The sequence below is a fragment of the Escherichia sp. TW09308 genome (assembly GCF_000208565.1).
Classification (GTDB): domain Bacteria; phylum Pseudomonadota; class Gammaproteobacteria; order Enterobacterales; family Enterobacteriaceae; genus Escherichia; species Escherichia marmotae.
Window position 1 is genome coordinate 789947 of sequence record NZ_AEME01000001.1, and the last position, 21386, is coordinate 811332.

Consider the following 21386-nt stretch of genomic DNA (forward strand, 5'->3'; position numbering starts at 1 on the left):
TGTTTTGTAGGCCTGATAAGCGTAGCGCATCAGGCAATTAGCCCCACCTTCTCCATGTGGAGAGGGTGGGAATGGGTTACTTACGACCAGCCAACAGTTCCAGCACTTCATCCACGCTGGTGGTGTGTGCCAGACGCTCAATGACGGACTCATCATCCAGCGCGTTGGTCAGGCTGGTGATAACCTGAATGTGCTCGTTGTTACGGGCAGCAATACCAATCACCAGACGGGCAATGTCATCTTCTTCTTCACCGAAGCGCACGCCTTCCGGATACTGACAGAACACGACGCCAGTTTTCAGCACGCGATCTTTCGCTTCAACCGTACCGTGCGGCACGGCGATAGACTCACCCAGATAGGTCGGGGTCAGTTTTTCACGATCCAGCATTGCCTGTACGTATTCCGGCTCAACGTAACCGCCTTTCACCAGTTGTTCGCCAGCAAAGCGAATAGCTTCTTCTTTAGTTGCCGCTTTACGACCGAGGAAGATGTTCTCCGCGCCCAGTTTGAACAGGTTGGCGTTAGAATCGTCAAAGCTGTCTTTCAGGCTGTCTTTCACTTTCTCTTCGTTTTCAGTATGGCGCTGGGCAGCAACCAGACGTTCGGTCAGGCTGGTGTACAGGCCACTGTCGAGGAAGTTAGTCAGCGAAATATGCTGAGCCTGCGGAACCTGACGCATAGCGCGCTCGGTCAGATCACGGTGAGTGATGACGAGGTCCACATCTGGCGGCAGGTTATTGATCGCGCTGTTAGTGACGGAAATCTGTGACAGACCGGCATCCTGAATTTTCTTACGCAGCACACCTGCGCCCATTGCACTGGAACCCATACCAGCGTCACAGGCAACGATGATTTTACGCACGTGGCTCAGGTCGTTAGTCACATCACCAGCAGACAGCGGAGACGCGCCTTTAGCCTCAGCTTTCATGTCCTGCATACGGCGAGTTGCCGCTTCAATATCGTCTTCCTCTTTCACTTTGCTGGTTTTCAGCAGAATGGCAGAGACAACGAAGGAAACCGCCATTGCCGCACATACACCCGCGATGTTAGCGAAGTAAGCACCTTTTGGCGTCATCGCCAGTACCGCGAGGATAGAACCCGGAGATGCCGGAGAAACCAGACCACCGCCCAGAATAGTCAGCGTAAACACGCCAGTCATACCGCCGAGGATAACGGCGAGGATCAGACGCGGATTCATCAGCACATACGGGAAGTAGATTTCGTGGATACCGCCCAGGAAGTGGATGATTGCCGCACCGCCCGCAGACTGTTTAGCGCTACCACGACCAAAGAACATGTACGCCAGCAGAACGCCCATACCCGGACCCGGGTTTGCTTCAATCAGGAAGAAGATGGATTTGCCCATCTCATGGGACTGCTGAATACCCAGCGGCGAGAAGATACCGTGGTTAATGGCGTTGTTAAGGAACAGGATTTTCGCCGGTTCAACAAAGATAGACGCCAGCGGCAGCATGTCATGGACAACCATGAAGTTAACGCCCGCAGCCAGCATTTTAGACAGGGCTTCAACCAGCGGACCAATCCCCATGAATGCCAGAATCGCGAGGATCATCCCCATGATACCGGCAGAGAAGTTGTTCACCAGCATCTCAAAACCGGATTTGATCTTACCATCTACCCAGCGGTCGAAATGCTTAATGCACCAGCCGCCCAGCGGGCCTGCAATCATAGAACCGAGGAACATCGGCATATCTGCGCCGACGATAACGCCCATGGTGGTGATAGCACCGACCACGCCGCCACGTTCACCACCTACCAACTTACCACCGGTATAACCGATCAGCAGCGGCAGGAGATAAGTGATCATCGGCCCGACCAGCTTCGCCAGCGTTTCGTTCGGTAACCACCCTGTTGGAATAAATAACGCGGTGATGATACCCCACGCGATAAACGCGCCGATATTTGGCATCACCATGTTGCTGAGGAAACGACCAAAGCTTTGCACTTTGATCTTAATATCGGATGACATAAAAACACCCCTTCTTATGTTTGCTGTCGCGCAGGCTGGAAGCCCGAGGTTTTTTGTTAATGTGGCGGCAGAGGTAGCCGGACCTTGTAGATACTGCGAAATCTGGCACTGAATCGGTTAACTGTCCAGTCGACGGTCTTTTGTGTGATATCAATCACATAAATATAGGGGGTAGAGAGGTAATTGACGTGATATTCATCACAAAATACTTGTGTAAAAAAACAACAAGGCGGTGATTTTCGCTAAAAATGGCATTTAAATGTGAGGTTTGTCACGTTTTTCCTTTGATGGTTTGTTGAATTTTTGTGATCTAAATCACAAGATATTTTCTTAAGTCGTTCACCCGGTGTGATCTACGGCATGTTCTGGCTCTGCCTTAAGGCCGTTATGTCACTGAGTAACTCATCACCGCTTAAAATTACTCTTCGGTGTGATGGCGAGAATCGCAAACCCGGATTATTGTCAAATAATCAGCCCGACGCCCATCTGGCTGCCAGCCCATAACAACTCTGATAAGCGTGAATCCGAGGCAGCTATGTTTCTAAACTATTTCGCGTTGGGAGTGCTGATTTTCGTCTTTCTGGTGATTTTTTATGGAATCATCGCGATACATGACATCCCCTATTTGATTGCCAAAAAACGCAACCATCCTCATGCCGACGCCATTCATACCGCAGGGTGGGTCAGCTTATTTACACTCCACATTATCTGGCCGTTCCTGTGGATCTGGGCCACGCTTTACCAACCGGAGCGCGGCTGGGGGATGCAGTCGCATATTACACCGCAAGAGAAAACGCCTGACCCAGAAATTGCCGCGCTTTCTGATCGCATCTCCCGGCTGGAGCAGCAACTCGCTACTGAGAAAAAACCTGACTACTCCACGTTTCCGGAGATCTAATCATGGATCTGTTGATTGTCTTAACTTACGTGGCGCTGGCGTGGGTGATATTTAAAATCTTCCGTATTCCGGTGAATCAGTGGACGCTGGCGACGGCGGCGCTCGGTGGCGTGTTTCTGGTGAGTGGTTTGATTTTATTGATGAACTATAACCATCCCTACACCTTTATGGCGCAAAAGGCGGTGATTGCCATCCCCATCACGCCCCAGGTCACAGGGATTGTTACTGAAGTCACGGACAAAAATAATCAGCTTATTCAAAAGGGCGAGGTGCTTTTTAAGCTCGACCCGGTGCGTTATCAGGCGCGGGTAGACCGACTTCAGGCCGACCTGATGACGGCGACACATAATATTAAGACGCTGCAAGCGCAGCTCACTGAAGCGCAGGCTAACACCACTCAGGTTTCAGCGGAGCGCGACCGGCTGTTTAAAAATTATCAACGTTACCTGAAAGGTAGCCAGGCGGCGGTGAATCCGTTTTCGGAACGTGACATCGACGACGCGCGGCAAAATTTTCTCGCCCAGGATGCGCTGGTGAAAGGTTCCGTGGCGGAGCAGGCGCAGATCCAGAGCCAACTCGACAGCATGGTCAACGGCGAGCAGTCGCAGATTGTCAGCTTAAGGGCGCAACTTACCGAAGCGAAATATAACCTTGAGCAGACCATTATTCGTGCACCGAGCAATGGCTATGTTACTCAGGTGCTAATCCGTCCAGGCACTTACGCGGCAGCTTTGCCGCTGCGTCCGGTGATGGTCTTTATCCCTGAGCAAAAACGGCAAATTGTCGCCCAGTTCCGGCAAAACTCGCTGTTGCGTCTGAAACCCGGCGATGATGCGGAAGTGGTATTTAACGCGCTGCCGGGGCAGGTATTCCACGGCAAACTGACCAGTATCTTGCCGGTGGTGCCTGGAGGTTCGTACCAGGCGCAGGGGGTACTGCAATCATTAACGGTCGTGCCTGGAACTGACGGTGTGCTGGGAACCATCGAACTGGACCCTAACGCTGATATCGATGCTTTACCTGATGGTATCTACGCCCAGGTGGCGGTTTACTCCGACCATTTCAGCCATGTTTCGGTGATGCGTAAGGTGCTGCTGAGAATGACCAGTTGGATGCATTATCTTTATTTGGATCATTGAATGTTGGGTATTGAGTCGCATAAATGTGGTTGAGAGCTAAAAAAGTTGCAAATACAGGACATGAGTATTCGCTGTTCGGCCTGCGAAACTCGTGTCCTTTTTGTCTAGTCCACTGAGCATATAAACGCTCCCCTGATACCAGAAAGTGGACATTTAATTTTTTCTTTTTACCTTGAGAGAAAACTGTTTCGGTGTAATACCAAAGTAACTTTTGAAGTTTCGAATGAAATAAGATGTGCTTGTATATCCAACATCATACGAAATCCTATTGATATGCTTTTCAGTGGATGTAATCATCTTCGCCGCATGCTGCATTCTGATATCTAACACCAACGCATTAAAGTTATTGTTTTCTCTTTCAAGTTTTTTCCGAATTGAAACTTCTGACATATGCAGGATATCCCTAAGATCAATCAACCTCCATGCTCTTGATAAATCTGACTCGATGATCTTTTTGATTTTTTCTGTAAAAGTGATATCTGTTGAAACTGATAATGAATAAGCAAGAGGTTCAATTTCATGGATTCTGGAAAGTAAATAGGTTATTTTATAAACTTGCCTGTGTGGTGGTGAATCATCATTCATTAGGCGTCTAAAAATCTCTTTATCTGTTTCTTCCAGTTTATAAAAAAATATTCTTTTTCTTACCTGGCTGACTAAATGTTGGCCTGACAAAATTGGTTCCATGACCTTACAGACGCTACTTAATATATCGCTATCAATCGTATAAATATCATAGGGTAAGCCACTTCCAAGCACTTTTAATGTTGCATCAATGACAAGGTTCTTTTCTATATAACACAAAGAGCCTGGAGAGATATTAATAATATCCCCATCTTTTGTTTTAATGATTAATTGTGCATTTCTGATAAAAATCATTGCACTGTTATAAAAGCGTATTTTTTTTAACACAAGTGTATGATTATTATCAATATTCCTATTGACGGAGATGTCAAGCTTTGTCCAAGTAACTCGACTATTCATAAAGCCACCTCATGCTTTGTATATATATAATTCCATGAGTTATTAAGTTATGTAAACTCGAAAATTTAACGTGAGTAAATTTTGAACAGGCTGGTAAATAATTAATACAAACAATGAATTACATGCAGAATGGATGTAATCACTATAAGGATAATAATATTATCGTGATGAAATTATGCGTAATTAACGAGTCAATATTAAGTCTCAATTGTTTGATTAAAAAAAGCTCTTAATAATGTTGGTAATTTCCTGGTTGTTTTCATCCCCAACTTGACTTTGATGCGATTAACTCGGTAATAGATTTTCTCTTTTGAGAGATTGGTTATTTTGGCAATCTCCCGCACATTCTTACCATGAAAATAGAAAAGGTATAAAATCTCCATTTCAATATTGTTTAAGGAATTTATTGTTTCAATCACCGATGTTTTCTTTTTATCCACATAGATAGAATTATTATGTATTCTAATGTTTCTAGTATTAATACACGTTATCGATTTTCTGGATAACAGAAGACTATATTCATAATAATTTTTGATGTCACAAACAAGATAAATCTCATCTGCATCAAAATCAGTTCTGATTATGTCATTGATCTCTGTAAAATCTATGCATCGAAATGTTCTGTTAATATTAGATATCAACCTCATTCCATAATTGAAAAAATTATTATCACTTGAAAGTATAAAGACAAGATCCATGCACATCCTAAAATATTATCTTTTATATTATGCGGCAACTATAAAATAAATAATTTTTAATATCCACATTAAAAATATCAAAATTTGATAAAAAACTAGAACTAATCAATCAGTAAAATAATAACAATCAGTTTTACTGGAATTGAGAACCCCAGGAGCGCTCATTATCGTAAGTATTTATATGATTGATCTATAACCATTTTGCAGTACATGGTTGTTTCATTTTGTTAATCTGGTTGAGGATATTCATTATTATAATGGAAATGTGTTCACAGCGAATGGAATATTTTTCATCAAATACTCTCTTTTCCAATAGAAGAAGACTTTCTGTCATCAAATGACAGAGACTCTTTTACTATAGGTGTGTCGCGACTGTTTTATTTACGTTGCTAAGCTATCCATATATTTTAAATTTCCATTATCAAAATATTCCATTTTTAGGTAAATAATAAGAATAAATCAATAATAAATAAAAATGTTCGTGTTTAAATGAAGGGGTTTTATCAATAACTTTAAAAATAAAAATATCCATAATGAAAGTTGAAATTGATTTTGAATGTAATAACTAAGTAGAACAAATCGATATAAAAACACGATGGTAGAGTTTTATTGTTGACCAACTTTTCTTGTGCAAGGTAATTTTGCGTCGTTCATGAACTTCTGGGCATGAGCAAATTTAGGACTAACCGAATTTGGGACTAACAATTCTTTAAAGGCTTTAAGGAGCATTAAATGAAAAAATTGGTTTTAGGTTCAGCTATTCTTGCTGTACTTGGGATGACTTCTACTGCAATGGCTGCAAACAGTGGTACTGTTAATTTTACGGGAGCAGTTTCTACTGCTACTTGTAATCTTGCTGTAAAGGATAGCGCTGGTGGTGATATCTCCAGTGTTGATTTGGGGGTTCTTTCTAGCACCGCAACAACTGATGGTACTGCAGCTACATTCAAATTAGTTCCCGCGGAGCAGACTTGTCTTTCTAAAACTAATGCAACTTTGACCTGGTCTTCTCCAACTTTAACTTCAACTGGTTTGTCTAATGCTGCCGTTAATGGTACTAACGCCACTATGGTTTTAACTGCTAGTAACTCAACAGCACAAAACCCTAACAATATTGTGAAACAAGGAAATACCTCTTTTGATTACAACGTAACAGGTGGTATTAAGTCATTCGACTATGCAGCAAAAATGATGCGACCAGCAACAGGGGCTCTGACAGCTGGTCCATTCAGTGCATCAGCAAGTTATATTGTTGCTTATAAATAATATATGAGTGAAGGAAGGGAGGATTAATCTTCTCCCTTCTTATTATCTGGTGTTTATGGCAAGGGAAAATAATGAAAAAAGAAATATTTATTGCCGCTATTATTTTTCATTTACTATCGAAAGGTGCTCTTGCCGAAGAGTTCAACTTCAGCTTTATTCGTGGGGGGAGTAAAGATATTCCTGGTGTTTTAAATAGCAATAAAGGAAACGTACCGGGTAAATACGTTGTTGATGTTATCTTCAATGGTTCTAAAATCGCGTCATCTACCGAGATGAGCATCACAAAAGAGGATGTCGAAGGGATATGTCTCTCTGATGAATGGCTAACTGAAAACGGTATTATTATTAATAAAGACTTTTATGAAAATGTTTATAATGCTGCACGTCAGTGCTATTTGCTGGGTAATGAGAAGAACAGTAAAGTCGCGTTTGATCAATCTTTGCAAGAAGTATCTATTGATTTGCCACAGGCAGGCTTCCAGGACGCGGCAAAAGATGGCGGTGTATGGGACTATGGTAGTAACGGTTTTAAAATCGCTTATGACGTTAATACCGCAAAAAATAGCAACCAGGAAAGAACCACCTATAGCAGTATTGATGGCCAGGTGAACTTGGGTGAATGGGTGCTGCTGGGTAGAGGGTACGCTTACCAGGGTGAAAATTTTGATACGAATAATCTGTTACTGACGCGGGCAATCAAATCACTGAAATCCGATCTGCAACTGGGCAAGACACAGCTTTATAACTCTTTGAACGATGGTTTTACCTTTTACGGCGCTCAGCTTAAATCGAATCAGGATATGTATCCGTGGAATTCGCGTGCTTATTCGCCGGTAATTAATGGTATTGCGCGAACCCACGCCAGGGTAACCATTGAGCAGAGTGGTTATACCTTAAAATCTATTGTCGTTCCTCCGGGGCCATTTGTGATCAACGATCTTAACGGCGTTTACTCTGGCGATTTGATCATGAAAATCTATGAAGAGGATGGCTCTGTTCGTGAACAGCGTTTCCCTGTCGCAGTGTTGCCTAATTTATTAAGGCCAGGAACGTATAACTACGCCCTCGCCATGGGTAGCAAAGTTAACCAGGATAATGGCGAATGGGATAAAGACAGCCTGTTTGCACAAATGAGTTATGACTATGGTTTCGAACCTTTTACGCTCAATAGTTCTTTATTGCTGGACAAAAATTATAACAATATTGGTTTAGGGTTAATTCGCTCTTTTGGCTGGTTTGGTGCCATGTCTTTTAGTGGCAACTTATCACAAGCGAAATACCATAATGGTAAGAATCTGAAAGGGTATAGCACGTCGTTAAAATATGCTAAAGCGCTTGGTGATAATGCAAATTTACAGCTTATTGGTTACCGTTTTAATTCAGAAAATTATATTGACTATGCTGATTTTACCTATAACTCATATAGTTTTATAAAAAACAGGCCTAAGCAACGCTATGAGTCAATCATTACCTACCAGCTACCAGAAAAAGGTATGTTTTTAAACCTCTCGGCGTGGAAGGAAGATTACTGGGATAATTATAATGAGGTTGGTGCTAACTTAAGTCTGACAAAAAGCTTTGACCAAATAACAATGACACTGAACGGCGGTTATTCCAGACTGCAAAATATGGATGCTGACTATAATGTTGGTTTGTCATTAAGCGTGCCATTGAGTCTGTTTGATAAAACACATTATAGTTTTTCGAATGTTAACTATGATCGACGTACTGGTATCAGTATGAATACTGGGGTATCAGGAATGATTAGCCAAAGGCTGAGTTATAATGCGTCAGTTAACCAGACTCGTGAAACTACCGGTGGCACACTTTCCGCCTCCTATTTATTTGACTGGATGCAGACATCAGCAACTTATTCACAAACAGGGAAAAATACCTCTACCTCACTCCAGTTGGGTGGTAGTGTTATTGGTGTGCCAGAAGGTGGGATAATTTTTACCCCAGTAAAAAATGATCAACTGGCCATCGTGCAGATGAAAGATGTACCAGGAGTTATGTTTAATGGCTCCTTGCCTGGAGATAAATACGGACGGGCGGTAATTCCTCTTACAGCTTATAACAATAATACAATTTCTGTTAATGCTGAAAAATTACCGAAAAATGTTGAGCTTACAGATAATGCGATTAATGTGACTCCAACGGAAAATGCTATCATTTATAAAAAAGTAAAATTTAAGAAAATCAATACTTATGTAGTTAAACTCTATGGGAAAAACGGTTATGTCGTCCCTATGGGGAGCATTGCAAAGAATACGCAGGGTAAAGAAGTGGGTTATGTAAATAACGGTGGGATTTTGTTGATGAACCTTGAAGAACGCGATGAAGGTGTTATTTCGCTTGATCAGTGTCAATTTAATACGCAATTACTGAAGAAAAACTATGACCAAACTCAGGAGATCCACTGTGAGTAACAATGTAATCAAAAAAATAAAACTCATGCCAGTATTGGCTTTGCTGCTGACCAGCTTTAATAGCCATGCTGCCTTTGTTCTCAACAGTACGCGTTATATTTTTGCGGGCGATAAAGACAACATTTCAGTCCAGGTAAATAATGAATCTTCTCAAGAGTATGGTGGACAAATCTGGATCGATAACGCAAATACAGGAGATCAGAACGTTTACTTTGCACCCAGCCCGACCTTTTTCAAGGTTTCCGGTGGACATAAACAAATTTTACGTGTCCTAAAAATTAATGACAGTTTACCCAAAGATAAAGAATCACTGTTTTGGGTCAACGTCCAGGAAATCCCTAAAGCACCGAAAGAGGGAACAAACTCTCTTGCCATAGCATTACATACTCAGGTTAAGATGATTTATCGACCTGAGTCATTAAAAGATGGTAGGGAAGGTGCAGAGAAAAATATCAAGCTCATCAATGAAGGAAATAACACGGTTTTATTTAATAACTCTCCATATTATTTTGCAGTGATAAACGTAAAGCAAAATGGTCGGGATGTGAAACTTAGCGAAGACGTCAAAAATAAAATTGCTGCTTTTGCACCTTTTGAGAAAGTATCCTTAGGTAGCAAGCTTTCTGGGAAAGATATTTCTATTATCGCTTTTGATGATTATGGTGTAGACCGAGAATATAAACTTTAGCCTAAAATGGCACCCAGGAGAATAATATTATGCAGCGATTGTTATTTCTTGTTTTTGCGTTATTTTTTATCTCGCCACATGTACTCGCTTCGGTGGATTGCTCTAGTGGTAGAATTACTCTTGAATATGATAGTGCAACTACAAATTACAAAACTTATAATTCTACGCAGAATGGGCCCGTTGCCGCATTAGTTGCAAATGTATCACAAAATTTCTCATGCGGTGGCGATTACATCGAAACAACCACTATGAATAGAAAAAGCTATTTGGTCTTACCTGTTACCAGTGGAGGAACCTGTAGTAATGGTATTTTAACTACGACTATCCCTGGCGTTGTCTGGCGTCTTGAAGGATTTACCTGTTTGGGGAATGGGTTAAAGACTACTAAAGAATTAAACGGCGGTGATACCTGGTCTGGCACAGTGGGGAAACTTGTTTTAACACTGACTGATGAGTATTGGCGGCGGAATAATTCCACACGAACATTTACTTTGCCGGCCCCTTCCCAAGGGAATGTCAAAGGAACGAATGTTAATGTGGTGGTAACAGCAAATCCTGCAACTTTAACACATAAAATTATGCACTTAGGTAGTTGTTCGATGGCAACAACACCAGTTAATTTAGATTTTGGTACTATATCACCTATTGAGATTAATAAAGGAAATCTCTATCAATCGGTTACTGTGTCCTGGAACTGCGTTAACAAAGCGCTCGCAGTGAATGGTTTTAATTTACGTTTTGATCCTGAAAATGTTATTAATGCCAACCAAGCCACATTTAGTGCCACAGCTACTGATGGTAAGAAACTAAATTTTCAGTTAGTGCAATATAATCAAGGGAAGGAAACTCCTCCTCAGCTTAATAAAAGTATCCAAGTGTATGCTCCCGTAACTAATGATGTTTACAATACAATTAGCTTAAGAATAAAAGTATTACCAGCATCAACTTATCCCACAGGGAAAATTTCAACGTATTTAACAATTACTGCGACATATATGTAAAGGATGATATTTATGAGGAAATGGAAAGTGTTAATTTATTCTATGTCATTAATTTGCTGTAGTAGTTATGGGTCATACACCATTTCAAATAGAGTAAACATCACAGCGACGATGGCATTAAACACCTGTGCATTAACGTTAACACCTGCAAATGTGAATTTTGGCGGAGTACGTATTGATGAGATTGAAGCGGGGAGTATTTCTCCACAGATAGTGTCACTGGCAATGCAATGTAGTTGGCCTGCCAGCGGTGTATCGGTAAAATTTGTACCAAAGGATGGTGTTTCTACCAGCGACTCAAACATCATGAAAACCGGACTATCTGGTGTTGGGCTGGCTTTATCGTGGAAAAAGAATGCAGCTTCTGACTTTACCAATCTTAATTACAATACATCGTTGCAACTTAATGCTCAGGAACAATCAAGTAATGTGACATTGGGACAGTTTAGACTTTTACCGAAGAAAGTACCTGAGCAAATAATACAAAGTGGCAATATAGCAACCAGTTTGACTGTCGAGGTTAGCTATGATTAATTATTTCTGCAAATACATCCTTATTGCATTGAGTACCCTGGTTCACCTTTGGGGTAATAATGTCATTGCCGCACAAACGGCAAGTGCAAGCTTGCCGATTGCAATGACGGTAACAAATCCACAATGCACTATTAATAATGGGCAAGGATTACCCACCACAGTTCAACTTCCTGTTGTCACAACTGCGGGAGTATTTTCTGATAACAATACTGTTGAAGTTCCCATTGTCGTTAGTTGTGCAGGAAGTGTTTCAAAATTTGAAATTACATTAACAGGAGGGAGTTCATCGAAAATTACGACCAGCAATAGTATGATTGATATTACACTTAATTGGAAAAAAGGTGGGGCGGAAGTTCAATTTGGAACACCTGTATCATTGACTAAAGCACCATATCTTGTAAGTAACAAAGAATTTGATGCCTCGCTAATAGCTAAAGTTACGCCTCATTCTGGAAGTATTCCTGCAGGGCTCTATACAGCGAGTTTGCCGGTAACGTTAACGTACTATTAAAATATCTGATAAGTATAGTAGTAATAGATATTAATATCCGGATCTGTGACCCGGTATTAATGTTTTATAAACACGTCATAATCAGTTTATTGTTAACCATGGCGTAGGCCTAATTAAGTCACTTTCAGTAATTGGTATATACCTAAAACTTTAGTGTAAATATACCGTCGCAATCATTATGTAACCAGAGTGATATTATAAATGAATTTTATCTATTCACTTAAATTTAATAAAAAAAGAGAGTTGGTTGTTGCATCTGAAATCTCAGGAGGAATAAAAAAATCAACCCACAGTAAAGTATCAAAATCTGTAATTATTCTGATTAACATTTTAGCCGCTCAACTCTACTCTCCGTTAGTTCACGCTTCGGTTGTCGGGATGGACATACCATATCAAACGTACCGTGATTTTGCAGAGAATAAAGGAGCCTTTTCTACTGGCGCACTGAATATTCCTTTATATGATAAACAAGGAAACTTATATTCAACCCTCAGTCAGGCACCAATGATAGATTTTAGTTCTGTTGATAGGGGACTTTCAGTAGCAACCTTAGTTGCGCCACAATATATTGTCAGCGTAAAACATAACGGTGGGTACAAAAGTGTTAAGTTTGGCTATAACGACGATAATAATTATATTCTTGTCGATCGCAATAACGGTGCACGAGACTTCCATACACCACGTCTGAATAAAATTGTTACCGAGGTTGCACCTTCAGAAGTGACTGATGCGGGTACTGCTACAGGAACCTATAAGAATCAAGAGCGTTTTCCGGTGTTTTACCGGGTCGGTACAGGCACGCAATATGTTAAGGGTATAACTGGGAAGTTAACGTCAATCGCTGGCGGATATACATATAAAACGGGTGGAACTGTTGGAGTACCTGCAATATCGGACTGGAGCATTGTGAGCAATCCGGGCAATACCTATGCCGTAGCTAATGGTCCTATGGCCTCTTATGGCACACCCGGCGATAGTGGCTCTCCCCTTTTTGCCTGGGATACGCAACGTAATAAATGGGTGTTGGTTGCAGTACTCAATTCCTATGCGGGTAATGCAGGAAAAACTAACTGGTTTACCGTTATTCCGGTGAATGAAGTGAATGCCAATATTGAGGCTGATACTGACGCGCCAGTAACGCCAATGAGTACAACCGAAAATATTAACTGGACTTACGATATTTCCACGGGGACCGGTAAGCTGACCCAAGGAGCGGATACCTGGGAGATGCATGGTCGTGACACTGGAAGTAGTGCAGTTTCATTTAATCATGGAAAGGATTTGTCCTTCGAAAACACCGGCACAGTGATGTTGAAAGATACGGTTAATCAGGGGGCTGGCACGCTCACATTTAACGGTGATTACACAGTAAAACCGGAGTCTAATCAGACTTGGATAGGGGGCGGCATTATTGTCAATGACGATCATACCGTGGACTGGCAAGTTAACGGTGTTGCGGGTGATAGTTTACATAAGTTAGGTACCGGGACGTTGAACATTTCAGGTACTGGCATTAATCAGGGCTCGCTCAGTGTGGGGGATGGCACAGTAATACTGGCCCAACGGCCTGATAGTGATGGGCAGATTCAGGCATTCCAGTCCGCCAGCATAGTCAGTGGCCGGCCTACTCTGGTATTGAGCGACAGCCATCAGATGAACCCGGATAATATCAAATGGGGGTATCGTGGCGGTAAACTCGATATTAACGGTAATGATTTAACCTTTCATGCTCTAAATGCAGCAGATGAAGGGGCGGTATTAACCAATAGCGGCTCGCTTTCCACTGTTAATCTGGATTTTAATTCGACGAATACCACGACGCCGGTAACGACGATGTTCCACGGATATTTCACTGGCAATGTAAATGTTAAAAATAACGCAACATCTAATGTGAATAATACCTTCGTGGTTGATGGCGGTATTAAGACACCGACAGGCAGCATGACGCAGCAGGGCGGACGTCTCTTTTTTCAGGGGCATCCGGTTATCCATGCTGTGAGCACTCAGACAGTCGCCAACAAATTAAAGGCGCTGGGCGATGATTCCGTGCTCACACAACCAGTTTCTTTCACACAAAGCGACTGGCAAACACGGCAATTTAATCTGAAGTCGCTGGATCTCAACAATGCTGCATTTTACCTTGCTCGCAATGCTGAATTGACCACGACAATCAATGCCAATAACTCCACTGTTACTTTGGGCAGTGAAGACCTTTATATAGATACCAATGATGGTAATGGCGTAAAAACAACACCTGTGGAAGGTCAATCAATTGCGACCACATCAGAAGATCAAAGCAGCTTTATAGGGAACGTTTATCTCAGAGGTAGATCCACGCTGAATATTGGTTATGGCACCAACATCATTGGCGATATTAATGCATGGTCTGATCTCAACATCAACTTTGGATCGGGCACAAAACAAAGTTCGGCTACTGGTATTTCTTATACTGGTAATATCTACGCACCGGAAGCGAATGTCAGTATGAATAATACGTCGTGGGCATTGAGAGGAGAATCATGGCTTGGCAAAACAACCATTTCAAACAGCCAGCTTACGGTGTCTACGGATGGTAAAACAAGTAGCAATATTACTGTTGTAGATAAATTAACTGCAGATAACAACACTCTGTACGTTACACCGACCCGGCCGCTTAGTGAAATGTCATTCAATAATATTCCACTGATTACAGCAAAACGTGGGGTCAATAATACCTCGGCGTTTAAAACGGTGACTCAACAGGTTGGCTTTCACTCAATGACGCCAAAGATTGAGGTGGTTAATGTCGATGGCACCACACAGTGGCGTCTGAAAGGATTCGATGTTCAGAGTGATAGTTCTGCTCTTAACGAGGGGCAGCGTTTAACGAACACTGGCGTTAAAAACTTTCTGACTGAGGTTAATAACCTTAACCGTCGTATGGGTGACCTGCGCGATACAAAAGGTGAAACAGGCGCATGGGCACGATTAATGAACTCTTCTGGCTCAGGTCATGGTGGCTTATCCGATAGCCATGTTCATCTGCAGGTTGGTGCCGACAGAAAGCATCATTTTGAGGGGGGAGACCTCTTTACAGGCGTCATGATGACCTTTACCGATAGTAAAGCCAGCGCGGAAAGTTATCAGGGGAAAACCCGTTCCGTAGGTGGTGGACTGTACGCATCGACATTGTTTGATTCAGGCGTGTATGTTGACGTAATCGGTAAATATGTCCATCACAGCAACGACTATTTGCTGCAAACGATGGGATTAAAGGCAGACGATACTGCTCACTCATGGTATTTAGGCGCAGAAACCGGCTGGCGCTATCAGTGGAAGCCTGATGTCTTTATTGAACCGCAGGTTGAACTGGTCTACGGCACGTTGTCAGGCAATACCTTTAACTGGCAATACAACGGTATGGATATCAGCATGAAGCGTAAAACGGCAAACCCCCTGATTGGCCGTACTGGTGTGGAATTCGGAAAAACGCTGGATGGTCACGACTGGCAGGTTACAGCGAAGGCAGGTTTAAGTTATCAGTTTGACCTGCGGAATTCTGGCACCACTACTTACCGTGATTTTGCTGGTGAGTCCACCGTGTACAACGGTAAAGATGGTCGTATGTTAGCCAACATTGGGATTGATACACGCATTAAAGACAATACCCGTATCGGCCTGACCGTTGAGAAATCAGCATTTGGTAAGTACAACGTCGATAATGCTATCAATGCGAATATCCGCTATTCATTCTGATATTTAAAAAGATCGTTTCATTTACAAGGCCCGGTATGTGTACGTATCGGGCCATCTTGTGTTTGTCATCACGCTCATATCAATAACATCTGCCCTTTTTTTTAACCCTGGGTCATACTCATATTTTGTTAACAAAAAGGAAACATAATGAAACTCATCGGTAGCTACACCAGCCCGTTTGTACGCAAACTTTCTATTCTGTTGTTAGAAAAGGGCATTACTTTCGAATTTATCAATGAACTGCCCTATAACGTAGACAACGGCGTGGCGAAATTTAACCCGTTAGGGAAAGTGCCGGTGCTGGTGACCGAAGAGGGCGAATGCTGGTTTGATTCGCCAATCATTGCCGAATATATCGAATTAATGAACGTTGCTCCGGTGATGCTGCCGCGCGATCCGCTAGAGTCGTTGCGAGTGCGTAAGATTGAGGCGTTGGCAGATGGCATTATGGATGCCGGGCTGGCTTCGGTGCGTGAGCAGGCGCGCCCGGCGGCGCAGCAGTCTGAAGATGAGCTGTTACGCCAGCGGGAGAAAATCAACCGCAGTCTGGATGTGCTGGAAGGATATCTGGTCGATGGCACGCTCAAAACCGATACGGTAAATCTGGCGACTATCGCTATTGCCTGTGCCGTCGGGTATCTCAATTTCCGCCGCGTTGCGCCGGGCTGGTGTGTGGACCGCCCACACTTAGTCAAACTGGTCGAGAATCTCTTTAGCCGCGAAAGCTTCGCTCGCACCGAACCGCCAAAGGCTTGATGCGCGATATGTCCTCCAGACACTTCTCACGTTACAATCTGCGGTTATGTTAAACGCCCTTCTCCGTGTGAGAGGGCCTTGATGAGCCTGGTTTCCTATGACAACCGAAACGCGTTCCCTCTATAGTCAGCTTCCCGCTATTGATCGCTTATTGCGTGATAGTTCCTTCCTTTCTTTACGTGATACTTATGGCCACACTCGCGTGGTGGAGTTGCTGCGTCAGATGCTTGACGAAGCGCGAGAAGTAATTCGCGACAGTCAGACGCTACCCGCGTGGTGTGAGAACTGGGCGCAAGAAGTCAATGCCCGACTGGCGAAAGAGGCGCAGAGCGCGCTGCGTCCGGTGATCAACCTGACGGGAACGGTGCTGCATACTAATCTTGGTCGGGCATTGCAGGCGGAAGCGGCGGTGGAAGCTGTTGCGCAAGTTATGCGTTCACCGGTGACGCTGGAATATGATCTGGATGACGCCGGACGTGGGCATCGCGATCGCGCGCTGGCACAGTTGTTGTGCCGCCTTACTGGCGCGGAAGATGCCTGCATCGTCAATAACAATGCGGCGGCGGTGCTGTTAATGCTGGCAGCAACTGCCAGCGGCAAAGAGGTGGTGGTTTCTCGCGGTGAACTGGTGGAGATTGGTGGCTCGTTTCGTATCCCTGACGTAATGCGTCAGGCAGGCTGTACCCTGCATGAAGTAGGAACCACCAACCGTACCCACGCTAATGATTATCGTCAGGCGGTGAATGAAAATACCGCGCTGTTGATGAAGGTGCATACCAGTAACTACAGCATTCAGGGGTTCACCAAAGCGGTAGACGAAGCGGAGTTGGTGGTGCTCGGCAGAGAGCTGGATGTTCCAGTAGTGACTGATTTAGGCAGCGGTTCGCTGGTCGATCTTAGCCAGTACGGTTTGCCGAAAGAGCCGATGCCGCAGGAGTTGATTGCCGCGGGCGTCAGCCTCGTGAGCTTCTCCGGCGACAAGCTGTTAGGCGGGCCACAGGCAGGGATTATCGTCGGTAAAAAAGAGATGATCGCCCGGCTGCAAAGTCACCCGCTGAAGCGTGCATTACGCGCAGATAAAATGACCCTCGCGGCGCTGGAAGCCACGCTGCGTCTTTATTTACACCCTGAGGCTCTGACAGAAAAATTACCGACCCTGCGTCTGCTTACCCGCAGCGCAGAGGTCATTCAAATCCAGGCGCAACGTTTACAGGCTCCCCTTGCCGCACATTACGGCGCGGAGTTTGCGGTACAAGTTATGCCATGCTTGTCGCAGATCGGCAGTGGTTCGCTGCCTGTTGATCGCCTGCCGAGCGCGGCATTAACGTTTACACCTCATGATGGACGCGGTAGCCACCTTGAGGCATTAGCCGCCCGCTGGCGTGAATTGCCGGTGCCAGTGATTGGCCGCATTTACGACGGGCGTCTGTGGCTGGATTTACGCTGCCTTGAAGATGAGCAACGGTTTTTGGAGATGTTGTTGAAATGATTATTGCGACTGCCGGACACGTTGACCACGGCAAAACGACATTATTACAGGCGATTACTGGCGTAAATGCCGACCGTCTGCCGGAAGAAAAAAAGCGTGGCATGACCATCGATCTCGGCTATGCCTACTGGCCGCAGCCGGATGGACGCGTTCCTGGATTTATTGATGTTCCCGGCCATGAAAAGTTTCTTTCCAACATGCTGGCGGGCGTTGGTGGTATCGATCATGCGCTGTTAGTGGTGGCGTGCGATGACGGCGTGATGGCACAGACCCGTGAGCATCTGGCGATTTTGCAGCTTACCGGTAACCCGATGCTGACGGTCGCGCTGACCAAAGCCGATCGCGTGGACGAAGCGCGCGTTGATGAGGTTGAACGCCAGGTAAAGGAGGTGCTGCGGGAATACGGTTTTGCTGAGGCAAAACTGTTTGTCACCGCAGCGACTGAAGGAAGGGGAATTGATGCTCTGCGCGAACATCTGCTTCAGTTGCCGGAACGTGAACACGCCAGTCAGCACAGTTTCCGTCTCGCTATCGACCGTGCTTTTACCGTAAAAGGTGCCGGGCTGGTGGTGACGGGTACGGCGTTAAGTGGGGAAGTGAATGTTGGCGATTCATTATGGTTGACGGGGGTAAATAAACCGATGCGCGTGCGTGCTCTCCATGCGCAAAATCAACCAACAGAAACCGCCCATGCCGGGCAGCGTATTGCGCTTAATATCGCCGGTGATGCGGAGAAAGAACAGATTAATCGAGGCGACTGGCTGCTGGCAGATGTGCCGCCAGATCCGTTCACGCGGGTGATTGTCGAGCTTCAAACCCATACGCCGCTGACCCAGTGGCAGCCGCTGCATATTCACCACGCCGCCAGCCACGTTACGGGGCGTGTTTCGCTGTTGGAAGATAACCTTGCCGAACTGGTGTTCGACACGCCGCTGTGGTTGGCGGATAACGATCGCTTAGTGCTACGCGATATCTCGGCCCGCAATACGCTGGCGGGTGCCCGCGTGGTGATGCTCAACCCGCCGCGCCGCGGTAAACGTAAGCCGGAATATCTGCAATGGCTGGCGTCACTGGCACGGGTGCAGAATGATGCCGAAGCGCTGGCTGTTCACCTGGAGCGCGGTGCGGTGAATCTCGCGGATTTTGCATGGGCGCGTCAGCTCAACGGCGAAGGGATGCGCGAATTGCTGCAACAGCCGGGCTATATTCAGGCCGGTTATAGCTTGCTGAATGCACCGGTTGCTGCTCGCTGGCAGCGTAAAATTCTCGACACATTAGCGGCTTATCATGAACAGCATCGCGACGAACCAGGGCCGGGACGCGAACGTCTGCGGCGCATGGCGTTGCCGATGGAAGATGAAGCCCTGGTACTGTTGCTGATTGAAAAGATGCGCGAAAGCGGCGAGATCCACAGCCATCACGGCTGGCTGCATCTGCCGGATCACAAAGCCGGATTTAGCGAAGAGCAGCAGGCTATCTGGCAAAAAGTGGAACCGCTGTTTGGCGACGAGCCGTGGTGGGTACGCGACCTGGCAAAAGAGACGGGAACCGACGAGCAGGCAATGCGCCTGACGCTGCGCCAGGCGGCACAGCAGGGGATAATTACGGCGATCGTCAAAGATCGTTATTATCGCAATGATCGAATTGTCGAGTTTGCCAATATGATCCGTGATCTCGATCAGGAGTGTGGCTCGACCTGCGCGGCGGATTTCCGCGATCGCTTAGGCGTTGGCCGAAAACTGGCGATTCAAATTCTGGAATATTTTGACCGGATTGGCTTTACGCGTCGCCGTGGAAATGATCATTTATTACGTGACGCATTATTATTTCCCGAAAAATAAGGAAATGATTAATTCATAATAAATATGAATTAATACAAAATTCTTATTAATATTAAGGAAGCACGTTGTATTATGAATATAACGTGCTTTTTATTAAAAATATTTTAATAAACGGGAATGTCGATCATATTTTCGAATGAAAATACTTTGTAATCTGCCAGCCCTTTTTACTCTTCCAGGAGTGTTTTATGGCAGCTTCAACCTTTTTTATTCCTTCAGTGAATGTCATCGGTGCTGATTCATTGAATGATGCAATGAATATGATGGCAGAATATGGATTTCGCCGTACATTAATTGTTACTGACAATATGTTAACGAAATTAGGCATGGCGGGTGATGTGCAAAAAGCACTGGAAGAACGCAATATTTTTAGCGTTATTTATGATGGCACCCAGCCGAACCCAACCACGGAAAACGTCGCGGCAGGTTTGAAATTACTAAAAGAAAATAATTGTGATAGCGTGATTTCCTTAGGTGGTGGTTCTCCGCACGACTGCGCAAAAGGTATTGCGCTGGTGGCAGCCAACGGTGGTGATATTCGCGATTACGAAGGCGTTGATCGCTCTGCAAAACCGCAGTTGCCGATGATTGCCATCAATACCACTGCGGGCACTGCGTCTGAAATGACCCGTTTCTGCATCATCACCGACGAAGCGCGTCACATCAAAATGGCGATTGTGGATAAACACGTGACTCCGCTGCTTTCTGTCAATGACTCCTCGCTGATGATCGGTATGCCGAAATCACTGACTGCCGCTACCGGGATGGACGCCTTAACGCACGCCATCGAAGCGTATGTTTCTATTGCGGCAACGCCGATCACCGACGCTTGCGCATTGAAAGCAGTGACCATGATTGCCGAAAACCTGCCAGTAGCAGTAGAAGATGGCAGCAACGTTAAAGCGCGTGAAGCAATGGCCTACGCTCAGTTCCTCGCGGGTATGGCGTTCAACAATGCCTCTCTGGGGTATGTTCATGCGATGGCGCACCAGTTAGGCGGTTTCTACAACCTGCCGCACGGCGTATGCAATGCCGTTCTGCTGCCGCATGTTCAGGTGTTCAACAGCAAAGTTGCCGGTGCGCGTCTGCGTGACTGCGCGGCGGCAATGGGCGTGAACGTGACGGGTAAAAACGACGCGGAAGGTGCAGAAGCCTGCATTAACGCTATTCGTGAACTGGCGAAGAAAGTGAATATCCCTGCGGGTCTGCGTGACCTGAACGTAAAAGAGGAAGATTTTGCGGTGCTGGCGACCAATGCCCTGAAAGACGCCTGCGGTTTTACTAACCCGATTCAGGCAACTCACGAAGAAATTATGGCGATTTATCGCGCTGCGATGTAATCACCTTCCCGTAACGGCTGGCAAATTGTCAGCCGTTTTTTATCAACTATCTCTGTAATCCTAGCCCGTAAATTTGTGATTGCCGTC

16 protein-coding genes are annotated in these 21386 nt (G+C 44.9%); 13 read left to right on the top strand and 3 right to left on the bottom strand.

Going from position 1 to position 21386, the window contains the following annotated elements; all coding sequences use genetic code 11:
• Positions 1-76 precede the first annotated feature (76 nt).
• Positions 77-1990, bottom strand: coding sequence for a PTS mannitol transporter subunit IICBA (gene mtlA, locus ESM_RS0103955; protein ID WP_000093278.1), 1914 nt, complete (start codon positions 1988-1990; stop codon positions 77-79).
• 535 nt (positions 1991-2525) lie between these two features.
• Here mtlA and ESM_RS0103960 point away from each other — a divergent pair.
• Together ESM_RS0103960 and ESM_RS0103965 are read left to right on the top strand one after the other, a co-directional pair.
• Entirely contained in the window at positions 2526-2888 is a 363-nt protein-coding gene (locus ESM_RS0103960; protein ID WP_000479615.1) for a DUF3302 domain-containing protein, read from the top strand.
• 2 nt (positions 2889-2890) lie between these two features.
• On the top strand, positions 2891-4027 hold the full coding sequence (locus tag ESM_RS0103965; protein ID WP_000364961.1) for an HlyD family secretion protein: 1137 nt from the start codon (positions 2891-2893) through the stop codon (positions 4025-4027).
• Positions 4028-4180: 153 nt separating this feature from the next.
• On the opposite strand, the gene ESM_RS0103970 is transcribed toward ESM_RS0103965, so the two are convergent.
• Together ESM_RS0103970 and ESM_RS1000000129360 are read right to left on the bottom strand one after the other, a co-directional pair.
• Positions 4181-5011 carry a helix-turn-helix domain-containing protein gene (locus ESM_RS0103970; RefSeq protein WP_001088753.1) on the bottom strand — a complete coding sequence of 277 codons (831 nt, stop codon included), beginning with the start codon at positions 5009-5011 and terminating at the stop codon, positions 4181-4183.
• A gap of 197 nt (positions 5012-5208) precedes the next feature.
• Entirely contained in the window at positions 5209-5715 is a 507-nt protein-coding gene (locus tag ESM_RS1000000129360; protein WP_000335896.1) for a sigma factor-like helix-turn-helix DNA-binding protein, read from the bottom strand.
• Between the two features lie 726 nt (positions 5716-6441).
• Between ESM_RS1000000129360 and ESM_RS0103980 the strand changes: the two genes are divergently transcribed.
• From ESM_RS0103980 to yiaY, 11 genes are all read left to right on the top strand, one after another.
• Entirely contained in the window at positions 6442-6975 is a 534-nt protein-coding gene (locus ESM_RS0103980; RefSeq protein ID WP_000737576.1) for a fimbrial protein, read from the top strand.
• Positions 6976-7046: 71 nt separating this feature from the next.
• Complete coding sequence (pefC, locus tag ESM_RS0103985) at positions 7047-9404, top strand: PefC/AfrB family outer membrane usher protein (protein ID WP_000711476.1); 2358 nt, start codon at positions 7047-7049, stop codon at positions 9402-9404.
• Between the two features lie 25 nt (positions 9405-9429).
• Positions 9430-10092 carry a fimbrial chaperone gene (locus tag ESM_RS0103990; protein ID WP_085947957.1) on the top strand — a complete coding sequence of 221 codons (663 nt, stop codon included), beginning with the start codon at positions 9430-9432 and terminating at the stop codon, positions 10090-10092.
• Positions 10093-10121: 29 nt separating this feature from the next.
• A complete protein-coding gene (locus ESM_RS0103995) occupies positions 10122-11093 on the top strand; it encodes a fimbrial protein (protein ID WP_001189352.1) in 972 nt (323 codons plus the stop codon).
• Between the two features lie 12 nt (positions 11094-11105).
• A complete protein-coding gene (locus tag ESM_RS0104000) occupies positions 11106-11627 on the top strand; it encodes a fimbrial protein (protein ID WP_001233593.1) in 522 nt (173 codons plus the stop codon).
• Positions 11620-12138: a fimbrial protein gene (locus ESM_RS1000000126240; RefSeq protein ID WP_071985536.1), complete on the top strand. Its 519-nt coding sequence runs from the start codon at positions 11620-11622 to the stop codon at positions 12136-12138. The genes ESM_RS0104000 and ESM_RS1000000126240 overlap by 8 nt, the downstream gene beginning before the upstream one ends.
• 201 nt (positions 12139-12339) lie before the next feature.
• Positions 12340-15873 (top strand): S6 family peptidase, encoded by a 3534-nt coding sequence (locus ESM_RS0104005; protein WP_001009466.1) that lies wholly within the window; start codon positions 12340-12342, stop codon positions 15871-15873.
• Between the two features lie 147 nt (positions 15874-16020).
• Complete coding sequence (locus ESM_RS0104010) at positions 16021-16629, top strand: glutathione S-transferase (protein ID WP_000766697.1); 609 nt, start codon at positions 16021-16023, stop codon at positions 16627-16629.
• A 97-nt stretch (positions 16630-16726) separates the two neighbouring features.
• On the top strand, positions 16727-18118 hold the full coding sequence (gene selA, locus ESM_RS0104015) for an L-seryl-tRNA(Sec) selenium transferase (RefSeq protein WP_000206266.1): 1392 nt from the start codon (positions 16727-16729) through the stop codon (positions 18116-18118).
• Positions 18115-19959, top strand: a complete 1845-nt coding sequence (gene selB / locus ESM_RS0104020) for a selenocysteine-specific translation elongation factor (protein ID WP_000582473.1) — start codon at positions 18115-18117, stop codon at positions 19957-19959. The genes selA and selB overlap by 4 nt, the downstream gene beginning before the upstream one ends.
• A gap of 188 nt (positions 19960-20147) precedes the next feature.
• Positions 20148-21299: an L-threonine dehydrogenase gene (yiaY, locus tag ESM_RS0104025; protein WP_000741511.1), complete on the top strand. Its 1152-nt coding sequence runs from the start codon at positions 20148-20150 to the stop codon at positions 21297-21299.
• Positions 21300-21386 lie beyond the last annotated feature (87 nt).